This window comes from Streptomyces sp. NPDC024017 (genome assembly GCF_040638895.1).
In the GTDB taxonomy this organism is placed as follows: Bacteria; Actinomycetota; Actinomycetes; order Streptomycetales; family Streptomycetaceae; genus Streptomyces.
On the sequence record NZ_JBEZYZ010000021.1, the window covers coordinates 13,779 to 32,658 of the forward strand.

Annotated in this window: 26 protein-coding genes; 9 read left to right on the forward strand and 17 right to left on the reverse strand. The window is 70.5% G+C overall.

Annotated elements, in window-relative coordinates:
* Nucleotides 1-36: 36 nt before the first annotated feature.
* Nucleotides 37-225 carry a hypothetical protein gene (locus AB0G20_RS37060; protein ID WP_031143363.1) on the forward strand — a complete coding sequence of 63 codons (189 nt, stop codon included), beginning with the start codon at nt 37-39 and terminating at the stop codon, nt 223-225.
* Between the two features lie 36 nt (nt 226-261).
* On the opposite strand, the gene AB0G20_RS37065 is transcribed toward AB0G20_RS37060, so the two are convergent.
* From AB0G20_RS37065 to AB0G20_RS37075, 3 genes are all read right to left on the reverse strand, one after another.
* Nucleotides 262-1,179, reverse strand: a complete 918-nt coding sequence (locus tag AB0G20_RS37065; protein WP_361310622.1) for a GntR family transcriptional regulator — start codon at nt 1,177-1,179, stop codon at nt 262-264.
* A gap of 248 nt (nt 1,180-1,427) precedes the next feature.
* Entirely contained in the window at nt 1,428-2,645 is a 1,218-nt protein-coding gene (locus tag AB0G20_RS37070; RefSeq protein ID WP_361310784.1) for a GNAT family N-acetyltransferase, read from the reverse strand.
* An 87-nt stretch (nt 2,646-2,732) separates the two neighbouring features.
* On the reverse strand, nt 2,733-3,365 hold the full coding sequence (locus AB0G20_RS37075) for an aerial mycelium formation protein (RefSeq protein WP_361310624.1): 633 nt from the start codon (nt 3,363-3,365) through the stop codon (nt 2,733-2,735).
* A gap of 212 nt (nt 3,366-3,577) precedes the next feature.
* Between AB0G20_RS37075 and dtd the strand changes: the two genes are divergently transcribed.
* Nucleotides 3,578-4,003, forward strand: coding sequence for a D-aminoacyl-tRNA deacylase (gene dtd / locus AB0G20_RS37080; protein WP_030242984.1), 426 nt, complete (start codon nt 3,578-3,580; stop codon nt 4,001-4,003).
* Between the two features lie 19 nt (nt 4,004-4,022).
* Here dtd and AB0G20_RS37085 read toward each other — a convergent pair whose 3' ends face one another.
* The 3 genes from AB0G20_RS37085 to AB0G20_RS37095 are packed head-to-tail and all read right to left on the reverse strand — an operon-like array spanning nt 4,023 to nt 6,063.
* Nucleotides 4,023-4,988: a folate-binding protein gene (locus tag AB0G20_RS37085; protein ID WP_361310626.1), complete on the reverse strand. Its 966-nt coding sequence runs from the start codon at nt 4,986-4,988 to the stop codon at nt 4,023-4,025.
* Between the two features lie 10 nt (nt 4,989-4,998).
* Nucleotides 4,999-5,436, reverse strand: coding sequence for a transcriptional repressor (locus tag AB0G20_RS37090; RefSeq protein WP_190900358.1), 438 nt, complete (start codon nt 5,434-5,436; stop codon nt 4,999-5,001).
* 51 nt (nt 5,437-5,487) lie between these two features.
* On the reverse strand, nt 5,488-6,063 hold the full coding sequence (locus AB0G20_RS37095; RefSeq protein ID WP_361310629.1) for an FABP family protein: 576 nt from the start codon (nt 6,061-6,063) through the stop codon (nt 5,488-5,490).
* A 204-nt stretch (nt 6,064-6,267) separates the two neighbouring features.
* Here AB0G20_RS37095 and AB0G20_RS37100 point away from each other — a divergent pair, with 204 nt between their 5' ends.
* Nucleotides 6,268-6,630, forward strand: a complete 363-nt coding sequence (locus AB0G20_RS37100) for a DsrE family protein (protein WP_361310632.1) — start codon at nt 6,268-6,270, stop codon at nt 6,628-6,630.
* Here AB0G20_RS37100 and AB0G20_RS37105 read toward each other — a convergent pair.
* From AB0G20_RS37105 to AB0G20_RS37145, 9 genes are all read right to left on the reverse strand, one after another.
* Nucleotides 6,624-6,998, reverse strand: a complete 375-nt coding sequence (locus AB0G20_RS37105; protein ID WP_361310635.1) for a VOC family protein — start codon at nt 6,996-6,998, stop codon at nt 6,624-6,626. The two genes, AB0G20_RS37100 and AB0G20_RS37105, sit on opposite strands and share 7 nt — an antisense overlap.
* Nucleotides 6,999-7,020: 22 nt before the next feature.
* Complete coding sequence (locus AB0G20_RS37110; protein ID WP_361310638.1) at nt 7,021-7,278, reverse strand: DUF3099 domain-containing protein; 258 nt, start codon at nt 7,276-7,278, stop codon at nt 7,021-7,023.
* Nucleotides 7,279-7,364: 86 nt separating this feature from the next.
* A complete protein-coding gene (locus AB0G20_RS37115; RefSeq protein ID WP_003991226.1) occupies nt 7,365-7,652 on the reverse strand; it encodes a DUF1416 domain-containing protein in 288 nt (95 codons plus the stop codon).
* A 39-nt stretch (nt 7,653-7,691) separates the two neighbouring features.
* The gene (locus AB0G20_RS37120; protein WP_361310641.1) at nt 7,692-8,537 is read right to left on the reverse strand and encodes a sulfurtransferase; all 846 of its coding nucleotides are present in this window, start codon (nt 8,535-8,537) and stop codon (nt 7,692-7,694) included.
* A gap of 137 nt (nt 8,538-8,674) precedes the next feature.
* The gene (locus AB0G20_RS37125; RefSeq protein ID WP_350310325.1) at nt 8,675-8,755 is read right to left on the reverse strand and encodes a putative leader peptide; all 81 of its coding nucleotides are present in this window, start codon (nt 8,753-8,755) and stop codon (nt 8,675-8,677) included.
* Between the two features lie 226 nt (nt 8,756-8,981).
* Entirely contained in the window at nt 8,982-9,719 is a 738-nt protein-coding gene (locus tag AB0G20_RS37130) for a DUF2993 domain-containing protein (protein ID WP_361310644.1), read from the reverse strand.
* Between the two features lie 149 nt (nt 9,720-9,868).
* Nucleotides 9,869-10,939 (reverse strand): hypothetical protein, encoded by a 1,071-nt coding sequence (locus AB0G20_RS37135; protein WP_361310647.1) that lies wholly within the window; start codon nt 10,937-10,939, stop codon nt 9,869-9,871.
* 2 nt (nt 10,940-10,941) lie between these two features.
* Nucleotides 10,942-11,196 (reverse strand): MoaD/ThiS family protein, encoded by a 255-nt coding sequence (locus AB0G20_RS37140; protein WP_234845559.1) that lies wholly within the window; start codon nt 11,194-11,196, stop codon nt 10,942-10,944.
* Nucleotides 11,197-11,234: 38 nt separating this feature from the next.
* Nucleotides 11,235-12,086, reverse strand: coding sequence for an alpha/beta fold hydrolase (locus AB0G20_RS37145; protein WP_361310650.1), 852 nt, complete (start codon nt 12,084-12,086; stop codon nt 11,235-11,237).
* 172 nt (nt 12,087-12,258) lie between these two features.
* On the opposite strand from AB0G20_RS37145, the gene AB0G20_RS37150 reads away from it, so the two are divergent.
* The 6 genes from AB0G20_RS37150 (at nt 12,259) to AB0G20_RS37175 (ending at nt 17,811) form a co-directional block, all read left to right on the forward strand.
* Complete coding sequence (locus AB0G20_RS37150) at nt 12,259-13,038, forward strand: response regulator transcription factor (RefSeq protein WP_361310653.1); 780 nt, start codon at nt 12,259-12,261, stop codon at nt 13,036-13,038.
* A gap of 128 nt (nt 13,039-13,166) precedes the next feature.
* Entirely contained in the window at nt 13,167-14,189 is a 1,023-nt protein-coding gene (locus AB0G20_RS37155) for a LacI family DNA-binding transcriptional regulator (RefSeq protein WP_361310655.1), read from the forward strand.
* 97 nt (nt 14,190-14,286) lie between these two features.
* Complete coding sequence (locus AB0G20_RS37160; protein WP_361310658.1) at nt 14,287-15,285, forward strand: trypsin-like peptidase domain-containing protein; 999 nt, start codon at nt 14,287-14,289, stop codon at nt 15,283-15,285.
* Nucleotides 15,286-15,310: 25 nt separating this feature from the next.
* Nucleotides 15,311-15,487, forward strand: coding sequence for a hypothetical protein (locus AB0G20_RS37165; RefSeq protein WP_361310661.1), 177 nt, complete (start codon nt 15,311-15,313; stop codon nt 15,485-15,487).
* 120 nt (nt 15,488-15,607) lie between these two features.
* Nucleotides 15,608-16,345, forward strand: a complete 738-nt coding sequence (locus AB0G20_RS37170; protein ID WP_361310664.1) for a response regulator transcription factor — start codon at nt 15,608-15,610, stop codon at nt 16,343-16,345.
* Entirely contained in the window at nt 16,342-17,811 is a 1,470-nt protein-coding gene (locus AB0G20_RS37175) for a HAMP domain-containing sensor histidine kinase (protein ID WP_361310666.1), read from the forward strand. The genes AB0G20_RS37170 and AB0G20_RS37175 overlap by 4 nt, the downstream gene beginning before the upstream one ends.
* On the opposite strand, the gene AB0G20_RS37180 is transcribed toward AB0G20_RS37175, so the two are convergent.
* Complete coding sequence (locus tag AB0G20_RS37180; RefSeq protein WP_361310669.1) at nt 17,801-17,998, reverse strand: DUF397 domain-containing protein; 198 nt, start codon at nt 17,996-17,998, stop codon at nt 17,801-17,803. The genes AB0G20_RS37175 and AB0G20_RS37180 overlap by 11 nt on opposite strands.
* A complete protein-coding gene (locus AB0G20_RS37185; protein ID WP_361310672.1) occupies nt 17,995-18,828 on the reverse strand; it encodes a helix-turn-helix transcriptional regulator in 834 nt (277 codons plus the stop codon). Before AB0G20_RS37185 ends, AB0G20_RS37180 begins: the two co-directional genes overlap by 4 nt.
* Nucleotides 18,829-18,880: the final 52 nt, after the last annotated feature.

An 18,880-nucleotide genomic window follows, 5' to 3' on the forward strand; every position in this document is an offset into this window, starting at 1 on the left:
AAGTTTTGCTTCCGGACTTCCGAAGGGGGAACACCGATGCCCGCCCTCGCACTCCTCTCCGCCGCCTTCGTCGTCGCGTTCGAACAGCTCGTCCAGTGGAAGTACGGTCCGGCCGGCATCGTCGGCCTGATCCTTCTCACCGTCGGCGTCAAGGCCAAGAGCCCGGCCGTCAGCTCCGCGGGAGCCGTGGTGCTCGCGCTGCTGATGACGGGGCCCGCCCGATGAGTCACCGCACCACCCCGGAACGACCCGTGGGAGACGTCAGCTCGTGAGCACCAGCTCCGAACTGATCGTCTCCCACAGTGCGTTGAACCACAGGTGCGACTGCTCCACGAACGTCGTGTCACGCAGCCCGGCCCCCTGCCGGAAGTCGAACAGCATGGACTGGGTGCCCTCGGCGTCGTACATCGCCGGCCGCTCCTGATCGGTCTCGGCCTCCCGGCGCGTCAGCGTGTAGTACGCGAACAGCGCCTCCGTGCCGTTGAGCAGGTACAGCTTCACCGGCGGAGTGAAGGGCAAAGCCCGGAAGGTCACATGGACATCGATGCCGTGGGTGGAGCGCAGGGCCAGCAGGTTGTGCTGGAGGACCTGCCCCTGGGCGTTGCGCATCGCCAGCCACCGCTCGTGCACCCGGTCGTCGTCGCGCCCCTCGACCGGCACCGGGAAGGCCAGGTCGATGTCCCGGCTCGGCAGCAGCACCCGGACGTCGACCTTGGCCGGTTTCAGCCGTCCGGCGTGGATCTGCCGCAGCGGCTCACCGATGGCCAGCGTGAGGGAGATGGACGTCAGGCACACGGCGTCGATCTCGACGTGCTCCGCCGCGAACGCCGACGCTATCCGGGGGGCGAGGGCCACCGTCGTGGGCAGCGGCGGGGCCTCCGGGCCGGTCAGCGCACCGACGGGGTCGGGGGCGACGGTCGCCGGGCTGCCCTTGGAGACGTTGGTGAGCAACCGCTCGGACTGCAGGATGCGCAGCGCCTGCCGCACCGCTCCGCGCTCGACACCGAACTCGTGGGCCAGCTGGGCCTGGGTGGGCATGCGCTCACCCGGCCGCAGCGCCCCTGATCTGATCCGGGCGCGCAGCTCGTCGGCCACCTCGTGATGTGTCCTCTGTGGCCGTTGCGACCTTTTCCGTCCATTGACGGAGTCGTGTTCCGGGTCCACAACTGAACAGTACAACTTCCCGCCATCTTAAGGCAGTTCAGGGAAAGGTGGTTATGAGCCGCTTCCAAGCGGAGATAAGTACAGTGAAGTTGGTCACCAACTTGGGGAACATGGTCAGACCTTCAGGGGGTTGGCCACCCGCCAAGGGACTCCCTTCCGGAGGGGAGCCGGGAGTCCCGCCCGGCCGGCACGGCCGCACGACAACCACAACCGAACAGCTCGCTACGGATGCGGGTCCCAGCACGCCGGCAGAAGGGAGCGGCTCAGAACATGTCCGGGCACCAAGGCCGCCTGGACGTACGCAGCAGGGCGTCGGCCTTCCGGGCGGCGCCCGCTCGTTCTTCGCGCACCCGCCCCAGCTCCGCCAGCCGCACCGCCGACTCGTCCCCGAGCCACAGTGCGCCCAGCTCGCCCAGACCCAGTTCGAGTTCCGCGCTCTGCGTGGTCGGCGTGCAGGACGCCCCCTCGGGCGAGGCCTCCAGCCGGTAGCGCCCGCCGGTCAGCCCGTCCACCCCGGCGACCTCCAGCACCAGCGCCCCCCGCCCCTCGTACGTCCGCGCCTCCAGGGCCCGTTCGACGTCCAGGATCCGCACCCACAGCCAGTCCGCCAGCGAGGTGATCCGCGCCGCCCGCGGGTCGGGCAGGAAGTGCGGGAGCAGGTCGTCGGGCGCCCGCCAGCCGCTCTTCACCTTCACGACCCAGTCGATGGAGCAGACGTACTCCCACAGCGCGCGTTCCGCGGCCGGTGTCACGCCGAGCAGCCACCGCACGCTCGCCGTGTTCAACGGCTGCTTGGCGTCGCCCCAGTTGTCGTCCACGTCGTACGCGGCCATGCCCTCGACCTCGCCGGACGCCGAGCGGTACACGGCGAAGAAGGGCACCTTCCACGACGGGTCCAGCCGCAGGGCGCCGGTGTTCACCTTCCACCAGGTCTCGTCGCGGTCGATGACACCGGGCCGGCCGCGGCGCAGCCGCTCGTGCAGCTCGGGGCCGTGCTTGCGGACGTCCTCGCCCTCCACCAGGTCGATCCGCCCGCCGCCCGCCGGGCCCGCCCAGCGGGCGTCGAGGCCCGCGCGCGGCACGTCGACCGTCCACTCCGCCATCCAGGTCGCCGGCCCGAAGCCGTAGCGGCCGTAGATCGGGTACTCGGCGGCGATCAGCGTCGCGACGACGTCCCCGCGGTCCTTCGCCGCCGCCAGGTCCCGCGCCATCATGCGGCTGAGCAGCCCGCGGCGGCGGTGGGTGGCCGTGACGGTGACCCCCGAGATCGCGTCGGCGGGGACGCTCGCCCCGCCCACGGCCGTGAGCTCCTGGTCGAAGGCCCCGAGATAGCGGCCCTCGACGAACTTCCCGCGCCGGCCCTCGATCTCCTCCTCGGAGAGGACGGGCACGCGCAGAAAGCCGGTGTTCACGGCACGCAGCCAGTCGGCGAACTCGGATTCGGTGATCGGGCGTACGTCGATGTCGTCGGCACGGGACATGGGGGTCATGAACTCACGCTAGGCGGAGGGCCGGTCGGTGTCGCGCAAATATCCGACCGCCGGCCCTCCCCCCGGGCCGGGAGGGGCTCACACCAGCAGGTCGTCGACCTGCGCCTCCCCCTCGCGGTACCGGCGTGCAATCTCCGCGCCGCACTCGTCGGCCGTGCGCTGGAGCCGCTGGCGGCGCCGGGAGATCTGCTGCTCGTAGCGCTCGAGCCGCCCCGTAGCCGTGCTCAGCTCCAGGTCCGTGCGCGCCCCCAGGTCGGACAGCTCGACCTCGGCGAGCATCTCCGCGGCCAGCCGCCGGTACTCCTCGCCCTGCGGGGTGCCCAAGGTGACATGGCGGGCCGAGGAGCGGTGCCGGGCCGGGGCGTCCCGCAGGATCTCCGCCAGCCGCTCCACCACCGACGTCTCCTCGGACACCGCGACGGAGGCCGCGCCCGCCGGTGCACGCCGGGCCACCTCCGCGCGCAGGATGTCGATCCGCCCCTGGAGCAGCCGCCGCAGATAGCTGAGGTCGGTCTCGTCGCGCTGGGCCTCGCGGCGCAGCGTGCGCAGCTCGGGCAGGCTCAGCGCGGGCAGCTCGGGCTCGGAAGCGTCCGAGGGCAGCCGCGGGCTGTCCGTGCGCTGTGTGGGCGGCCGGTGGTACTCCGACGCGCCGATCCCCGTGTACGTCGACCAGACAGCCGCCTGCTGCTGCCCGGTGCTTGATGTGCTCATGTGCCTCAACCGTCCCCTCGACCGGTGTGTGCAAGCATCGTGCCACCCCAAGTGCCCGCTCTGGGAACGAGTGCCCCCGATAGACCCCAGATGGGCGGGTAAGCAGCAAAATACGGCCGTGCAGGGGCTGTTGGCGCCCCGCGCAAACCACCCTTTCGGGCCATCCGCCGACCACCCGCGGCGCCGATGTCACCGCCCTGCATGATGGACGTATGCGAGCAGTGGTGCAGAGGGTGGACGGCGCGAGCGTCGTCGTGGACGGCGAGACCGTGGGGGCGATCGAGGGCGAGGGGCTGTGCGTCCTCGTCGGCGTCACCCACGAGGACACCAAGGAGAAGGCGGCGCAGCTGGCCCGCAAGCTCTGGTCGATCCGCATGCTGCACGACGAGAAGTCGTGCAGCGACATCGACGCCCCGCTCCTGGTGATCAGCCAGTTCACCCTCTACGGCGACGCCCGCAAGGGCCGCCGCCCCACCTGGAACGCCGCGGCCCCCGGGGACGTGGCCGAGCCGCTGGTCGACGAGGTCGTCGCCCAGCTGCGCTCCCTGGGCGCGACAGTGGCCACGGGCCGCTTCGGGGCAGCGATGCGCGTATCACTGACGAACGACGGCCCGTTCACCGTGCAGATCGAAATCTGACCCGAAAGATCTACAAGCCTCAGGGCTCGACGACGGCTTCCTGGGCCGCGGCGGTGTCGCCGGCCACCAGCGGGGCATCGACCGCCACGTTCCGCTTCACCAGAGCGAGCGCGACCGGGCCGAGCTCGTGGTGACGGGCGGACGTCGTGATGAAGCCGACCTTGCGGCCGTCGGGGCCGTCGTCCGCGAGCCGGAGCTCCGTCCCGGCCGCGGGCAGATGGACCTCGCTGCCGTCGAGGTGCAGGAAGACCAGCCGGCGCGGCGGCTTGCCCAGGTTCTGCACCCGGGCGACCGTCTCCTGCCCCCGGTAGCAGCCCTTCTGCAGATGCACCGCCGAGCCGATCCAGCCCAGCTCGTGCGGGATGGTGCGGTGGTCGGTCTCGAAACCGAGCCGGGGGCGGTGCTGCTCCACGCGCAGCGCCTCGTAGGCGAGGATCCCGGCGGGCGGCCCGGCCTGCGCGGCGTACGCCTCCAGGTCGGCGCGGGGCAGGAACAGGTCCCGGCCGTGCGGTGTCTCCCGTACGACGACGCCCTCGGGGATCTCGGCGATGGAGCCGGCCGGGAGGTGCACGACGGCGATGTCGGCCGTGCGGTCGGCGACCTCGACCTTGTAGAAGAACTTCATCGACTCCAGGTACGCGATCAGCGCCTCCTGGGTGTCCGGCTCCACATGGGCCCAGACCGTCCCGCCGTCGTCGACGAGGTACAGCGCGTGCTCGATGTGGCCGTTCGCGGAGAGGATCAGGGCTTCGGTGGCCCGGCCCGCAGGGAGGTCGCTGACGTGCTGGGTGAGCAGCAGGTGCAGCCAGGCGAGCCGGTCCTCGCCGGTGACGGCGACGACCCCCCGGTGCGAGAGGTCCACGAATCCGGTGCCGTCGGCGAGGGCGCGCTGCTCACGGAACAGATCTCCGTAGTGGGCGGCGACGCCTTCGTCCACGCCCTCGGCGGGGACGGCGCCGGGCAGGGTCAGCAGGGGGCTCTTCATATCCGTAAGCCTACGACTCGGTAGTTGAAGCCTTGAGCGTGCAGTCCTCGCACCGGCCGAAGATCGCGAAATGCTTCATGTCGGTGTCGAACCCGAACGTCTGCCGCAGCTTGGCGGTGAACTCGGCCGCCACCGAGACGTCCGCCTCGATCACGTTCTGGCAGTCGCGGCAGACGAGGTGGATGTGGTGGTGCCGGTCCGCGAGGTGGTACGTGGGCGCCCCGTGCCCCAGATGCGCGTGACTGACCAGGCCGAGCTCCTCCAGGAGCTCCAGCGTCCGGTACACCGTCGAAATGTTGACCCCCGACGCCGTCTTCCTCACTTCCACGAGGATGTCGTCGGGGGTCGCGTGCTCAAGGGTGTCCACGGCTTCGAGCACGAGTTGCCGCTGCGGGGTCAGCCGGTAGCCGCGCTGCCGCAGATCGCTCTTCCAGTCGGTGCTCACCACACCCAAGAGTCTAGGACTACTTGCATACGACTAGGTGAGGAAGACGTGCGGCTACTTGAAGAAGGCGATGCCGTCGTCCGGCATGTCGTCGGGCAGGGCCTTGGCCCAGCGCTCGACCTCCTCCGGGGTGACGACCTTCTTCAGGTGGGCGGACATGTAGGGGCGCAGCTCGACCTCGGGGGTCTGCTTCTCGCCGACCCACATCAGATCGCTCTTGACGTAGCCGTACAGCCGCTTGCCGCCGGTGTAGGGCTGGGAGGCGGCCGTGCGGGCGACCGCGTCCGTCACGAGGTCGATCTGCGGCTTCTTGTCGGCCAGCTCGCCGTACCAGATCTCGATGACGCCGTCGTCGCGGGTCATCGTCACCTCGACCTTGCGGCCGGCGTCGATCCGCCAGTAGCCGTGCTCGGACTCCAGGGGGCGGACCTTGTTGCCGTCCTGGTCCAGCACCCAGCTGTGGGACTGGTACTCCAGGAAGTCCCGGCCGTCGTGGGTGAAGGTGACCTCCTGCCCGAAGTTGCACTTCTCGGAGCCGGGGAAGTCGTGCACGCCGGCGCCCGCCCAGTTGCCCAGCAGGAAGGCGAGCGGGACGAGGTCCTTGTGGAGGTCGGACGGGATCTCGATCATGGGAACTTCCTAGACGTGGGTCAGCGCTGGCCCTGGTACAGCTTCTTCACGGTCAGTCCGGCGAAGGCGAGGACGCCGACGGCGACCAGGACCAACAGGATTTCGAAGAAGATCTCCACGGGGTGCTCCTTGAGCGGGGGTGCGAATGGGTGCACAGGGCCGAGCCCAGCTTACGCGGGCCCTTTCGGCACTACGATTCCGGCTATGGCGAAGAAGCTCGTGATCAAGGTGACGGCGGGGGCCGACGCCCCCGAGCGGTGCTCTCAGGCGTTCACGGTGGCGGCGGTGGCCGTGGCCAGTGGCGTCGACGTGTCCCTGTGGCTGACCGGCGAATCCGCCTGGTTCGCCCTCCCCGGCCGCGCCGCCGAGTTCGAGCTTCCGCACGCGGCTCCCCTGCCCGACCTGCTGGACTCCCTCCTCGCGGCCGGCCGCGTCACCCTGTGCACGCAGTGCGCGGCCCGCCGCGAGATCACCGAGCAGGACGTCATCAAGGGCGTCCGCATCGCGGGGGCGCAGGTCTTCGTCCAGGAGGCGATGGCGGACGAGACGCAGGCGCTCGTCTACTGAGACTCCGTGTACAGGCAGAACGGGTGCCCGGCCGGGTCCAGCAGTACCCGGACGTCGTCCTGCGGCTGGAACGCGGCGAGCCGCGCCCCGGCGGCGACGGCCCGGGCGGTCTCCTTCTCGAGGTCGTCGACCTCGATGTCGAGGTGGATCATCATCTGCTGCCGGTCGGGCTCGCCCGGCCAGACCGGCGGGCGGTAGGCGGGTTCCGTCTGGAAGGACAGCCCCGTGCCGCCGTCGGGCGGCCGGATGTGCACCCAGTCCGGGCCGTCCTCGCCGCGCCGTACGGCCCAGCCGGGCAGCAGCCGCAGATAGAAGTCCGCCAGCTCACGGGCGTCCGGTGCGTCCAGAGTCGCCGCAGCCAAGCGCATGGCCCCTCCCCCCGGCCGGATCTCACCGGCGCTTCTTGCCGTCCAGCTCGTCCCACCACTCGTCGGACGTGGGATCCCCGGACGGGTCGTCCCACCACCGGTCCTCCGGCCCGCGCCGGTTCGCGACCATGGCCGCCACGGGCGGGATGACCATGGCGACGACACACATCCCGACGGCGACGGGGACGGACCACAGGCGCACGACACCCCAGGCCAGCACGAAGAGGCCGATGCAGAGACCCATCATCGCGAAGTACGTGCGACGCCGCCGTGCGTACATACGTCCAGCGTAGGTCCGGGCAGGCCGAAGGGCCGCACCCCAGGCGTCCAACCCGAGGGGTGCGGCCCTTCGAGGACCTGTCGCCGTCAGACGGCGATCGCGACCTCCGCCAGGCCGCCCTGCTGGGCGACGACCGTGCGGTCGGCGGTGGCGCCGGGCACGAGGGCACGGACGGTCCAGGTGCCCTCGGCCGCGTAGAAGCGGAACTGTCCGGTCGCCGAGGTCGGCACCTCGGCCGTGAACTCGCCGGTCGAGTCCAGCAGACGGACGTAGCCCACCACGGGCTCGCCGTCCTTGGTCACCTGACCCTGGATGGTCGTCTCACCGGGCTTGATCGTCGAGGCGTCGGGGCCGCCGGCCTTCGCACCGCACATGTCGTACTCCTGAAGTCTGGAAAGGTCGGTCGGGGTTGCTTACTTGTTGGCGCCGAGCTCGATCGGCACGCCGACGAGGGAGCCGTACTCGGTCCAGGAGCCGTCGTAGTTCTTGACGTTCTCCACACCGAGGAGCTCGTGCAGCACGAACCAGGTCAGCGCGGAGCGCTCACCGATGCGGCAGTAGGCGATGGTGTCCTTGGCCAGGTCGACGCTCTCCTCGGCGTAGAGCTCCTTGAGCTCCTCGTCCGACTTGAAGGTGCCGTCGTCGTTGGCGTTCTTGGACCACGGGATGTTGCGGGCGGACGGGACGTGACCCGGACGCTGGGACTGCTCCTGCGGCAGGTGGGCCGGGGCGAGCAGCTTGCCGGAGAACTCGTCGGGCGAGCGCACGTCGACGAGGTTCTGCGAACCGATGGCGGCCACGACGTCGTCGCGGAAGGCGCGGATGGACGTGTCCTGGGCCTTGGCCTTGTAGTCCGTCTTCGGACGCTCGGGCACCTCGTCGCCGGCGACGAGCTCGCGGGCGTCGAGCTCCCACTTCTTGCGGCCGCCGTCGAGGAGCTTGACGCTCTCGTGGCCGTACAGCTTGAAGTACCAGTAGGCGTAGGAGGCGAACCAGTTGTTGTTGCCGCCGTAGAGGACCACGGTGTGGTCGTTGCCGATGCCCTTGTCGGACAGAAGCTTCTCGAAGCCCTCCTGGTCGACGAAGTCACGGCGGACCGGGTCCTGCAGGTCCTGCGTCCAGTCGATCCGGATGGCGTTGCGGATGTGGTTCTTCTCGTAGGCGGACGTGTCCTCGTCCACCTCGACGATGGCGATGGTCGGGTCGTCCAGGTGCTCCTGGAGCCAGTCGGCGTCAACCAGGACGTCGTTGCGGCTCATGCTTCTTCTCCTCCGGGGCAGTTACGGCGGGGCGTGCGAGGTCTGCAGGGCGCGCCCTTGAGGCAGGGCGGCGCACGGGTGCCCTTGATGCAGGGCTGCGGGGATGCGCGCGCCGACGCGACTGCCGACGCGATCGCTCAGAAGGTGCGACAGAGCATGGCGGCGACGCGGCACAGGTCTACTGCCCGCCGCTTCGTGAGGTCCGCCTGTCGCTTCATGCCGTCGATCGTAGGGACGGCAGGGCGGGCGTGTCACCGGTGTGTCGCATACTGAGACGCGAAGATCCGGCATGTGGGACCGGGGTGCCGTCGACGCGGCTCCCGCACGGCCCGTTATCGGATGTATCGACCGTCAGATCTACGCTACGGACTCCGCCGTCTCGCCCACCGGACAGCCCTGGTGGGGCCGTCGTGGGTCTCCGCAGGGATCCCGCCGTGCGCCTTCCTACCCGGCCAGCCGGACGTCGGAACCCTTCACCGTGATCTCGACGCCGTTCGGGGCGGCCTGGACCGTGTCCAGCTCGATGCCGCCGGGCAGGTCGTCGATCTTCTGCTGGAAGTCGGTGATGGCCCGGACGCGGTTCTCGGCGATGTCGACACCGCCGAACTTGGGCAGGCCGTCGGCGTGCACGCGGACGGTGCCGTTGTCGACCTTCACCGAGCTGAGCACGGAGACCGGCTCCGGGAGCTTGGTGCCGAGGACCGTGGCCTCGACGGTGACCTTGATCTTGCCGTTGCCGCCGTCGGAGAGGCCGACGACGTTGGCGGTGACGCCCGGGGCGACCTGGGTGGGCTCGGACTTCGCCGTCTTGAGCAGCTCGTCGTAGGCGATGGTCGCGGTGCCGGTGGCGCTGGAGGCGGTGGCGGAGCTGTAGTCGCCGGAGAACTCGACGCCCTTCATGTCGGCCTTCAGGTCGTCGATGCGGATCTTCTGGGCGCCGTCGCCCGTGGCGGCCTCGTAGTCCTTGATGCCGACCTCGATGTCGTCCAGGGAACCGCCGGCGACCTGGGTGAGGAACGGGAAGCCCTTGATCGACACGTCGGGGGTCGCCGACAGGTTCTCCGTCGTCTTCAGCCGGTCGGCGGCCTCGTCCTCGGCGAAGCCGACCGCGACGCGGTCGGCGATCACGAAGAGCCCGCCCAGGATCACGACGAAGATCAGCAGTATTCGCAGTGCGCGCATGCGGTGTGTCCCCACCCAGTCGGTTAGACGGCGGTCCCTGACGACCGGGTGGCCGTCCCTTGCGTGAGAGTAACCCTGTGGGGAAGGGGCGCCGGAGGATTGTTGATCATCTGTGACAGGGCGGCGGGCGCCCGGCGGCGGTGCCGGAGCTACGCCAGCGCCCTGCCCAGGACGTACACCGCCGGGGCCGCCGCGGCCAGCGGCAGGGCCACGCCCGCCGTGAAGTGGACGAAGCGGGACGGGTAGTCGTAGCTCGCGACCCGGTGGCCGATCAGGGCGCAGGCGGCGGCGCCCGCACCGAGGAGGGCGCCCGAGGTGCCGAGGTCCGTGACCTGCCCGGTCGCGATGCCCGCGCCCGCCGCGGCGAGGAGGGCCACCACCACCGAGGCCGGGGTCGGCAGCGGCAGGGCGCGGGCCAGGACGGCCACCGCCACGGCCACCGCGCCCACCGTCACCGCGTCCGCGGCGGCCGCGAGGTACCCGCCGGCCACGATCGCCAGCGCCGATGCGGCGACCGTCGCCATCAGGCCGTACATCCGCTCGTCCGGGTCGGCGTGCGACCGCAGCTGCAGGACCAGCGCGAGCAGCACCCACACGCCGAGGGTGCCCAGGATGGCCGACGGCGAGCGGCCCGAGACCAGCAGCGCCGCGTCCGCCGCCAGCGCGCCCGCGAAGCCCAGCGCGATGCCCTGCCGGGCCGGCCACATCCCGTTCAGCCGGAACCAGCCGGCCGCGGTGACGGCCTGGAGGACGACCAGCGGCACGAGCAGCGCGTACGTCCCGACCGCCGCCGCACCGGCCAGCAGCAGCCCGAGCAGCGCCGTCAGCGCGGCCGGCTGCATCCCGGGCTCGATGATCGGGGACCGCCCCTCCGCCCGGGCCCGCTGCGCGTCCGTGACGCGCTGGTTCCCGCCGACGGTGGCCGGGCCGTAGCCGGACGCGGAGACGTCGGCGTCGGCTCCGGCCGGGGCCGCGGGTCCCTGCGGCGTCCGGGGACTCCGGAGCGGCTGGGGCGACTGCGGTGTCAGGATCGCCGTCTCCGGATCCGGCGCCTGCGCGGACACCTGCTGGTGGTTCTGTGTCTCCCAGGTCTGCCCCTGCCACTGCTGTGTGTACTGCTGAGCGGCGTGCGGGTCCTCGTACCCCTGGTACCCCTGCCCGGGCCACGCCTGCGGCTGCTGCCCGTAGGGGTCGTACGGCTGGTTCGGCTGGTCGGTCATCGTCATCCTCCTGCGAACGGCGGGAGCACCTCGACCGTGCCGCCGTCGGCCAGCCGTACCGTCTCATGTCCGCGGGTGCCCACGGGGTCGCCGTCCACGAGGAACGAGCACCGGCGCAGCACGCGCTCGAGTTCGCCGGGGTGCCGCTCGCGCACCCCGTCGAGCGCCTCGGCGAGGGTGACCGCCTCGTACGGCTCCTCGGCCACCCCGGCCGCGGCCTTGGCGGCGGCCCAGTAGCGCACCGTGACCTTTGGCATCTGCTTCCTCAATGAATTCGACGGCGAACCCCGTCAGGCTAGCCCGCCCGGCCGGCGACCCATTCCCCGATCCGGGCCAGCAGTTCGTCGCCGGCCGCGTGCTCGGCATGCCCCATCTCCGGCTCCAGCCACAGTTCGCCCTGGTCACCGGCGGCAGCGGCCAGCATCCGCGGGTGGTCGACGGGGAAGTACCCGTCGGCCTCGCCGTGCACGATCAGCAGCGGCGTGGGAGCGATTCTCGGTACCGCCTCCACCGGAGAGAGCGGGACCGGGTCCCAGTCCCGGTGGTGGATGCGGGTACCGAAGCCGTAGCGGCCGACCATCCGGCCCTCGGGCCGCGTCACCAGCCAGTGCAGCCGCCGCATGGGGGCGGTCCCCCGGTAGTACCAACGGGCCGGGGCACTGACCGACACCACCGCGCCGGTCTCGCGGGGGTGCAGCGCCGCGTGCCGCAGCACCACCGAGCCGCCCATCGAGAACCCGACCGTCCCCACGCGGGCGTGCCCCAGCTCCCGCGCCCAGCGCACCGCCGCCGCCAGGTCGAGCACCTCCCGGTCCCCGACCGTGGACCGCCCGCCGGACGCCCCGTGGCCCCGGAAGGAGAACGTGACGACCGCCCCGTAACGGGCGAAGGCCTGCGCCACCCGTCGCACATGCGGCCGGTCAACGGCCCCGGTGAAGCCGTGCGCGACGACGAACACCGGGTGATCGGAAGGCGTCCGGGAGGCGTCGTATACAGCGGTGCCCGGGTCGTATACGGCGTCGATCGTCACACCGTCGGAAGTGCGCAGAAACGTCCTCGACGGCCGCCGAAGGGGCGTTCCCGCAGCCGTCTCGGAGTGTGGACGATCGGTGGAACGCGCCACATGACCTGCCGGACCAGAGCTCATGTGGGCTATTCTGCTGGGCAGAGGACTCGGGCAGCGTAGCCCCCGGGTCCTTTTGTGCTTTCGGAAGCGTTGTATACAACGCGGGAAACCGCAGGTGTACGGGGCCTTCGGGATCGCAGAGCGGTGCTGTGCCAACAAACGTCCTCGCAGGGACCGAGGAGGAACCAGACATATGAGTTCTCTGCTGCTCCTGACCAATGCCCTCCAGCCGTCGACGGAGGTGCTCCCCGCCCTCGGCCTGCTCCTGCACAACGTGCGTGTGGCCCCCGCGGAGGGCCCCGCCCTCGTCGACACCCCCGGCGCCGACGTCATCCTCGTCGACGGCCGGCGTGATCTGCCGCAGGTCCGCAGCCTCTGTCAGCTGCTGCGCTCCACCGGGCCGGGCTGTCCGCTCGTCCTCGTCGTCACCGAGGGCGGCCTCGCGGCCGTCACCGCGGACTGGGGCATCGACGACGTTCTGCTCGACACCGCCGGCCCCGCGGAGGTCGAGGCGCGGCTTCGGCTGGCCATGGGGCGGCAGCAGATCGTCACCGACGACTCCCCGATGGAGATCCGCAACGGCGACCTGTCGGTCGACGAGGCGACGTACTCGGCCAAGCTCAAGGGCCGTGTCCTCGACCTCACCTTCAAGGAGTTCGAGCTCCTGAAGTACCTCGCGCAGCACCCCGGCCGCGTCTTCACCCGCGCCCAGCTGCTCCAGGAGGTCTGGGGCTACGACTACTTCGGCGGTACGCGCACGGTCGACGTGCACGTACGGCGGCTGCGCGCCAAGCTCGGCCCCGAGCACGAGTCACTCATCGGCACCGTCCGGAACGTCGGTTATCGATTCGTTACGCCGGAGAAGGTGGAGCGCGCCGCCGAGGAGGCGAAGGCCAAGGCGGCCAAGGCAAAGCAGGACACCGCGGACAATCCGGTTGCCCCTGAGGCCGCCGAGGTCCGCGCGGAGGCGTAAAGAGGCGTAAAGAGGCGCCGACCTGGGCATCGCTTCCCGCACAGGGTGCCCCGGACGGCGGTCGGGATATCGTACGGAACCTCCTTTACGCCCTGCCCGGAGCGGGTATATCCGCGTAGACTCCGCGCGTGGCCAAGGTGACTCGGGATGATGTGGCGCGGCTGGCAGGGACTTCCACTGCCGTGGTCAGCTATGTCATCAACAACGGACCCCGGCCGGTCGCCCCGGCCACGCGCGAGCGTGTCCTCGCCGCGATCAAGGAACTGGGGTACCGGCCCGACCGGGTGGCCCAGGCGATGGCATCCCGGCGCACGGACCTCATAGGCCTGATCATCCCGGACGCGCGCCAGCCCTTCTTCGGGGAGATGGCACACGCGGTCGAGCAGGCCGCGTCCGAGCGCGGAAAGATGGTCCTCGTCGGCAACACCGACTACGTGGGCGAGCGCGAGGTCCACTACCTGCGCGCCTTCCTGGGCATGCGGGTCTCCGGGCTCATCCTCGTCAGCCACGCGCTCAACGACCTGGCCGCCGCCGAGATCGAGGCCTGGGACGCCCGGGTCGTGCTGCTGCACGAACGGCCCGAGGCCATCGACGACGTCGCCGTCGTCACGGACGACCTGGGCGGCGCCGAGCTCGCCGTCCGGCACCTGCTGGAGCACGGCTACGAGTACGTCGCCTGTATGGGCGGCATAGCCGAGACGCCCGCGGTCGGCGACCCGGTCTCCGACCACGTCGAGGGCTGGCGCCGCGCGATGGACGACGCCGGGATCTCCACGGAGGGCCGCCTCTTCGAAGCCCTCTACAACCGCTACGACGCCTACCAGGCCGCCCTGAAGATCCTCTCCGGCCCGGAGCGCCCGCCGGCGATCTTCTGCTCCACCGACGACCAGGCGATCGGCCTGCTGCGCGCGGCGCGCGAGCTGCGCATCGACGTCCCCGGCGAGCTGGCGGTGGCCGGCTTCGACGACATCAAGGAGGCGGCGCTCGCGGACCCGCCCCTGACGACGGTCGCGTCCGACCGTTCGGCGATGGCCCGGGCGGCGGTGGACCTCGTCCTCGACGACGGGCTGCGGGTCGCGGGGGCCCGGCGGGAGCGGCTGAAGGTGTTCCCGTCGCGGCTGGTGACACGGCAGTCCTGCGGCTGCGCGTAGGGCCCGGACGCGCCTTTATATCGGGCATACGAGGTTCTGTCGGGCTTCTCAGGGAGCACTCAGGAAGCTCTCATGGTCGGGCGACAAGCTCGGTTCCATGACCGAGAGCTTCCACCGCAGTGGCGAGTACGAGAACCCTTACGAGGGTCAGCAGCAGGCCCCGGTGAACCCCGAGTGGCCGCCCCCGCCGGCGTACGCCCCGGCGCATGCTCCGCATCCGAAGAAGCGCGGCCGTGGCCCCCTCGCCCTGCTCGCCGCCGTGGCGATCGTCGCGGCGGCGATAGGCGGCGGCACCGCCTACGGCATCCAGGAACTGACCGGCAACGACACCGTCACCTCCAGCTCCACCAGCACCAACGTGGTCCCGTCCAGCCAGAAGGGCACGGTCTCCGGGGTCGCCAAGGCGGTCAGCCCGAGCATCGTCGAGATCAGCGCCGACTCCAACGCCGGGTCCTCCACCGGCTCCGGCGTGATCATCACGGGCGACGGCGAGATCATCACCAACAATCACGTCATCTCCGGCGCCTCGCAGATCAAGGTGACGACCAACGACGGCAAGTCCTACTCCGCGAAGGTCGTCGGCACCGACAGCAAGAAGGACCTGGCGCTGATCAAGCTGGAGAACGCTGCCGGTCTGAAGGCGGCCACGCTCGGCGACTCCGCCGGGGTGCAGGTCGGTGACGAGGTCGTCGCGATCGGCTCGCCCGAGGGGCTGTCCGGCACCGTCACCAGCGGCATCATCTCGGCCCTCGACCGGGACGTCACGGTCTCCACGGACGAGAGCCAGGAGCAGCAGCAGGGGCAGCAGGGCGGCGAGTGGCCGTTCGAGTTCGGCGGCCGGGAGTTCAACGGCGACACCGGCTCGAACACCACGACGTACAAGGCGCTCCAGACCGACGCGTCCCTCAACCCGGGCAACTCCGGCGGCGCGCTGATCGACATGAACGGCAACATCATCGGGATCAACTCCGCCATGTACTCGGCGGCAGGTGCCTCCTCGTCCGCCGCGGCGGGCAGCGTGGGCCTGGGCTTCTCCATCCCGATCAACACCGTCAAGGCCGACCTCGCGAAGCTGCGGGCCGGTTCGACCGACTGAGTCCCACCGAGCGAGGAGTACGGCGATGATCCAGCAGGTTGTGCACACGGAGCCGAGCGGGGACCCGGCGGCGGTCGGGCCGGCTCTGGCGGTGGCGTCCGCACTGCACGCGCCGACGGGCCGGGCACCGGAGGTGGCGCCGGCGGCGACCCGTCGGGCGAGCCGGGCCGCGGCGGCCCGACGCCGGACCGCGCGGGGCTGACGCGCCTCCCGTCACCGCACGCCACCGAGCCGACGCTCCTGCCGTCCCGGTCCCCCGGCGTGCGACGCTGAGAGCGTCAGAGCACCCCCGTCCCCCTTCACCCCCGAGGACCTCCGACCCATGAGCCCCGCAGACGGCGACCGTGACCCGCAGCGCATCCTGATCGTCGACGACGAGCCGGCCGTACGCGAAGCGCTCCAGCGCAGCCTCGCGTTCGAGGGGTACGGGACCGAGGTCGCCGTCGACGGCGCGGACGCGCTGGACAAGGCGGCGGCCTACCGGCCCGACCTGGTCGTCCTCGACATCCAGATGCCGCGCATGGACGGTCTCACGGCGGCGCGCCGCATCCGCGCCACGGGCGACACCACACCGATCCTGATGCTCACGGCCCGTGACACGGTCGGCGACCGCGTCACGGGCCTCGACGCGGGCGCCGACGACTACCTGGTCAAGCCCTTCGAACTCGACGAACTCTTCGCCCGCATCCGCGCGCTGCTGCGCCGCAGCTCCTACGCGGCGGCCGTGGGCGCGGGGAGTCCGGCCGACGAGGACGCGCTCACCTTCGCCGACCTGCGCATGGATCTGGCGACGCGGGAGGTCACGCGGGGTGGCCGCCAGGTGGAGCTGACCCGCACGGAGTTCACGCTCCTGGAGATGTTCCTGGCACACCCGCGGCAGGTCCTCACCCGGGAGCAGATCCTCAAGGCCGTCTGGGGCTTCGACTTCGAGCCGTCGTCGAACTCCCTCGACGTGTACGTGATGTACCTGCGCCGCAAGACCGAGGCGGGCGGCGAGCCGCGGCTGGTGCACACGGTGCGGGGTGTCGGTTACGTGCTGCGGCAGGGCGGCGCGGAGTGAAGAAGGTCGTACGGCGGTTCCGCTCACTGCCGATCCGGTCGCGCCTGGCGCTGCTGGTGGCGGCGGCGGTGGCGTTCGCGGTGGCGGCGGTGTCGGTGACCTGCTGGTTCATCGTGCAGGGGAAGTTGTACGACCAGGTGGACGGGGACCTGAAGTCGTCGTTCCGGACCCTTCAGGCGGACGATTTCGACGCGTTGACGAAGACGTGCCCCCAGAAGCCGTCGAACACCCTCGGCGGGGCGCCGCGACCGCAGACCTACGCGCAGGTGGTCGGGTCCGACGGCAGGGTCTGCCTCTTCAGCAACCTGATGCCGCAGGTCAAGGTCACGAGCGGCGACAGGGACGTGGCGAAGAATCCCGACCCCAGGACGGCCGTACTGCGCAACGGCACGGACAGCGACGGCAACTCGGTGCGCGTGCTGACCACGGCGGTCGTCGTGAAGAACGGTCCCTTCCAGCAGGGCGTGGCCGCCGACTACGCGCTGGTCATCGCCGTCCCTCTCAAGGGAACGGAGTCCACGCTCAACGAACTGGCGCTGATTCTCCTGCTGGTCTCGGGTGTCGGGGTGGTGGGCGCCGGAGCGGCCGGCCTCACGGTCGCCAGGGCGGGCCTGCGGCCGGTGGACAAACTGACGGAAGCCGTCGAGCACGTGGCCCGCACGGAAGACCTGGACGTCCGCATCCCGGTGGACGACGCGAGCGAGGACGAGGTGGCTCGCCTGTCCCGCTCCTTCAACTCGATGACGTCGGCCCTGGCCAGCTCCCGGGAACTCCAGCAACAGCTCATCGCGGACGCGGGCCACGAGTTGCGTACGCCTCTGACGTCCCTCCGCACCAACATCGAACTCCTCACCCGCAGCGAGGAGACGGGCCGCCCCCTCCCCGAGGCGGACCGCAAGGCGCTGCTCGCGTCGGTGAAGGCGCAGATGACGGAGCTGGCGGCACTCATCGGCGACCTTCAGGAACTGTCCCGCCCGGACACGGGCCAGCACTCGGGCCGGACGCAGATCGTCGCCTGGCAGGACACGGTCGAGTCGGCGCTGCGACGGGCCCGGCTGCGGGGCCCGGAGCTGACGATCACGGCGGACGTACAGCCGTGGTTCGTCCGCGCGGAGCCGTCGGCACTGGAGCGGGCCATGGTCAACATCCTGGACAACGCGGTGAAGTTCAGCCCGGAGGGCGGCACGGTCGAGGTCCGTCTCGCCGAGGGTGTCCTCACGGTCCGCGACCACGGCCCGGGCATCCCCGCCGACGAACTCCCCTACGTCTTCGACCGCTTCTGGCGCTCCCCGAGCGCACGGGCGTTGCCGGGCTCTGGCCTGGGCCTGTCGATCGTGGCCCGCACTGTGCAGCAGGCCGGCGGCGAGGTGTCGTTGTCCCACGCCGAGGGCGGCGGCACGGTGGCGACGGTACGACTGCCGGGGGCGGCTGTGCCTCCGCCGGAGGATCTGCCCGCTACTTCGTGACGTGCGTGAGGAACGACGCCCAGGGGCCAGCGCCGAACACGAGTATCGGGCCGTCGGGCCGCTTGCTGTCGCGGACCGGAACTGTGCCGGGGCAGTTGTCGGCGACCTCGACGCAGTTCGTCTGCCCTCCATCGCTGTAGGACGACTTACGCCACACTGCGGTGCCGGGGTCGAGGGTTCGGTTCATGATCTGCACTCCTCCGAGAGACGCTTGATGAATGCTGTCGACTCCTCCGGAGTCAGCGCCGCGTCCCTCACGAGATCGTAGGACCAGCGGAAGGACAAAACCTTGTCCGGGTCGTCGATCAACTCGCCGAAGCTGTTGCCTTCCACATAGGCAACAGGGTCTCCGACTCGTTGCCACAACAGCGTGAGGTGGCTGTTCATGAGGTCGTGCACGCCTGCCGTGTGCGGCAGTACCTGAAGTGCGACCGAAGGCAGCTCGGCCGCGTCCAGCAAGCGTGACAACTGATCGGCCCACACCTTTGCGTGTGGCACGGGCCGTCGAAGGGCGCCCTCGTCCAGGATCACGCGGATGCTGGGCGCCGGTTCGCGGTACAGCAGTTCCTGCCGTCCCATGCGCAAGGCCACCTGTTCCTCGATCTCCTCGTTGTTGCCAGCCGTTGTCTGGGCTCTGGACAACCCTGACAACACCGTGCGGGCATAGTCCTCCGTCTGCAACAGTCCAGGCACCGCCAACTGGAACATCCACATCACCCGAGCCGTCGCCTCCAGCTCCATGAACGCTTTGTACTTGTCTTTGACGACCTCCCGTCGCGCGTCCCGCCACAGGCGAAGAAGCAGGTCACCGGAGTCGAAGTAGCTGTCCAAGTCCTCCATGACCGACCGCTTGGAAAGCCGCTCCCCCTTCTCCAGGCGGAAGAGATAGCTCTTGTCGTACGCGGTCTCCGCCGACAGCTGCGCAAGCGTCTTGCCTGCCTTCTCCCGCAGGAACCGCAGCGTCCGTCCGAGCTCGGCACGCCTCGATTCCCGGTTCCCGTCAACGAATTCGCCCATGTCACACCTCCCCGTTGCCTGGCGCCCAGACAACGCCAGCCCTCTTCCAGAG

Coding starts and splice junctions, on each gene's coding strand:
- AB0G20_RS37060 (WP_031143363.1), top strand. CDS start 37: ATGCCCGCCCTCGCACTCCTCTCCGCCGCCTTCGTCGTCGCGTTCGAA.
- AB0G20_RS37070 (WP_361310784.1), bottom strand. CDS start 2,645: ATGTCCCGTGCCGACGACATCGACGTACGCCCGATCACCGAATCCGAG.
- AB0G20_RS37075 (WP_361310624.1), bottom strand. CDS start 3,365: ATGAGCACATCAAGCACCGGGCAGCAGCAGGCGGCTGTCTGGTCGACG.
- dtd (WP_030242984.1), top strand. CDS start 3,578: ATGCGAGCAGTGGTGCAGAGGGTGGACGGCGCGAGCGTCGTCGTGGAC.
- AB0G20_RS37085 (WP_361310626.1), bottom strand. CDS start 4,988: ATGAAGAGCCCCCTGCTGACCCTGCCCGGCGCCGTCCCCGCCGAGGGC.
- AB0G20_RS37095 (WP_361310629.1), bottom strand. CDS start 6,063: ATGATCGAGATCCCGTCCGACCTCCACAAGGACCTCGTCCCGCTCGCC.
- AB0G20_RS37100 (WP_361310632.1), top strand. CDS start 6,268: ATGGCGAAGAAGCTCGTGATCAAGGTGACGGCGGGGGCCGACGCCCCC.
- AB0G20_RS37105 (WP_361310635.1), bottom strand. CDS start 6,998: ATGCGCTTGGCTGCGGCGACTCTGGACGCACCGGACGCCCGTGAGCTG.
- AB0G20_RS37110 (WP_361310638.1), bottom strand. CDS start 7,278: ATGTACGCACGGCGGCGTCGCACGTACTTCGCGATGATGGGTCTCTGC.
- AB0G20_RS37115 (WP_003991226.1), bottom strand. CDS start 7,652: ATGTGCGGTGCGAAGGCCGGCGGCCCCGACGCCTCGACGATCAAGCCC.
- AB0G20_RS37120 (WP_361310641.1), bottom strand. CDS start 8,537: ATGAGCCGCAACGACGTCCTGGTTGACGCCGACTGGCTCCAGGAGCAC.
- AB0G20_RS37125 (WP_350310325.1), bottom strand. CDS start 8,755: ATGAAGCGACAGGCGGACCTCACGAAGCGGCGGGCAGTAGACCTGTGC.
- AB0G20_RS37130 (WP_361310644.1), bottom strand. CDS start 9,719: ATGCGCGCACTGCGAATACTGCTGATCTTCGTCGTGATCCTGGGCGGG.
- AB0G20_RS37135 (WP_361310647.1), bottom strand. CDS start 10,939: ATGACCGACCAGCCGAACCAGCCGTACGACCCCTACGGGCAGCAGCCG.
- AB0G20_RS37140 (WP_234845559.1), bottom strand. CDS start 11,196: ATGCCAAAGGTCACGGTGCGCTACTGGGCCGCCGCCAAGGCCGCGGCC.
- AB0G20_RS37145 (WP_361310650.1), bottom strand. CDS start 12,086: ATGAGCTCTGGTCCGGCAGGTCATGTGGCGCGTTCCACCGATCGTCCA.
- AB0G20_RS37150 (WP_361310653.1), top strand. CDS start 12,259: ATGAGTTCTCTGCTGCTCCTGACCAATGCCCTCCAGCCGTCGACGGAG.
- AB0G20_RS37160 (WP_361310658.1), top strand. CDS start 14,287: ATGACCGAGAGCTTCCACCGCAGTGGCGAGTACGAGAACCCTTACGAG.
- AB0G20_RS37165 (WP_361310661.1), top strand. CDS start 15,311: ATGATCCAGCAGGTTGTGCACACGGAGCCGAGCGGGGACCCGGCGGCG.
- AB0G20_RS37170 (WP_361310664.1), top strand. CDS start 15,608: ATGAGCCCCGCAGACGGCGACCGTGACCCGCAGCGCATCCTGATCGTC.
- AB0G20_RS37180 (WP_361310669.1), bottom strand. CDS start 17,998: ATGAACCGAACCCTCGACCCCGGCACCGCAGTGTGGCGTAAGTCGTCC.
- AB0G20_RS37185 (WP_361310672.1), bottom strand. CDS start 18,828: ATGGGCGAATTCGTTGACGGGAACCGGGAATCGAGGCGTGCCGAGCTC.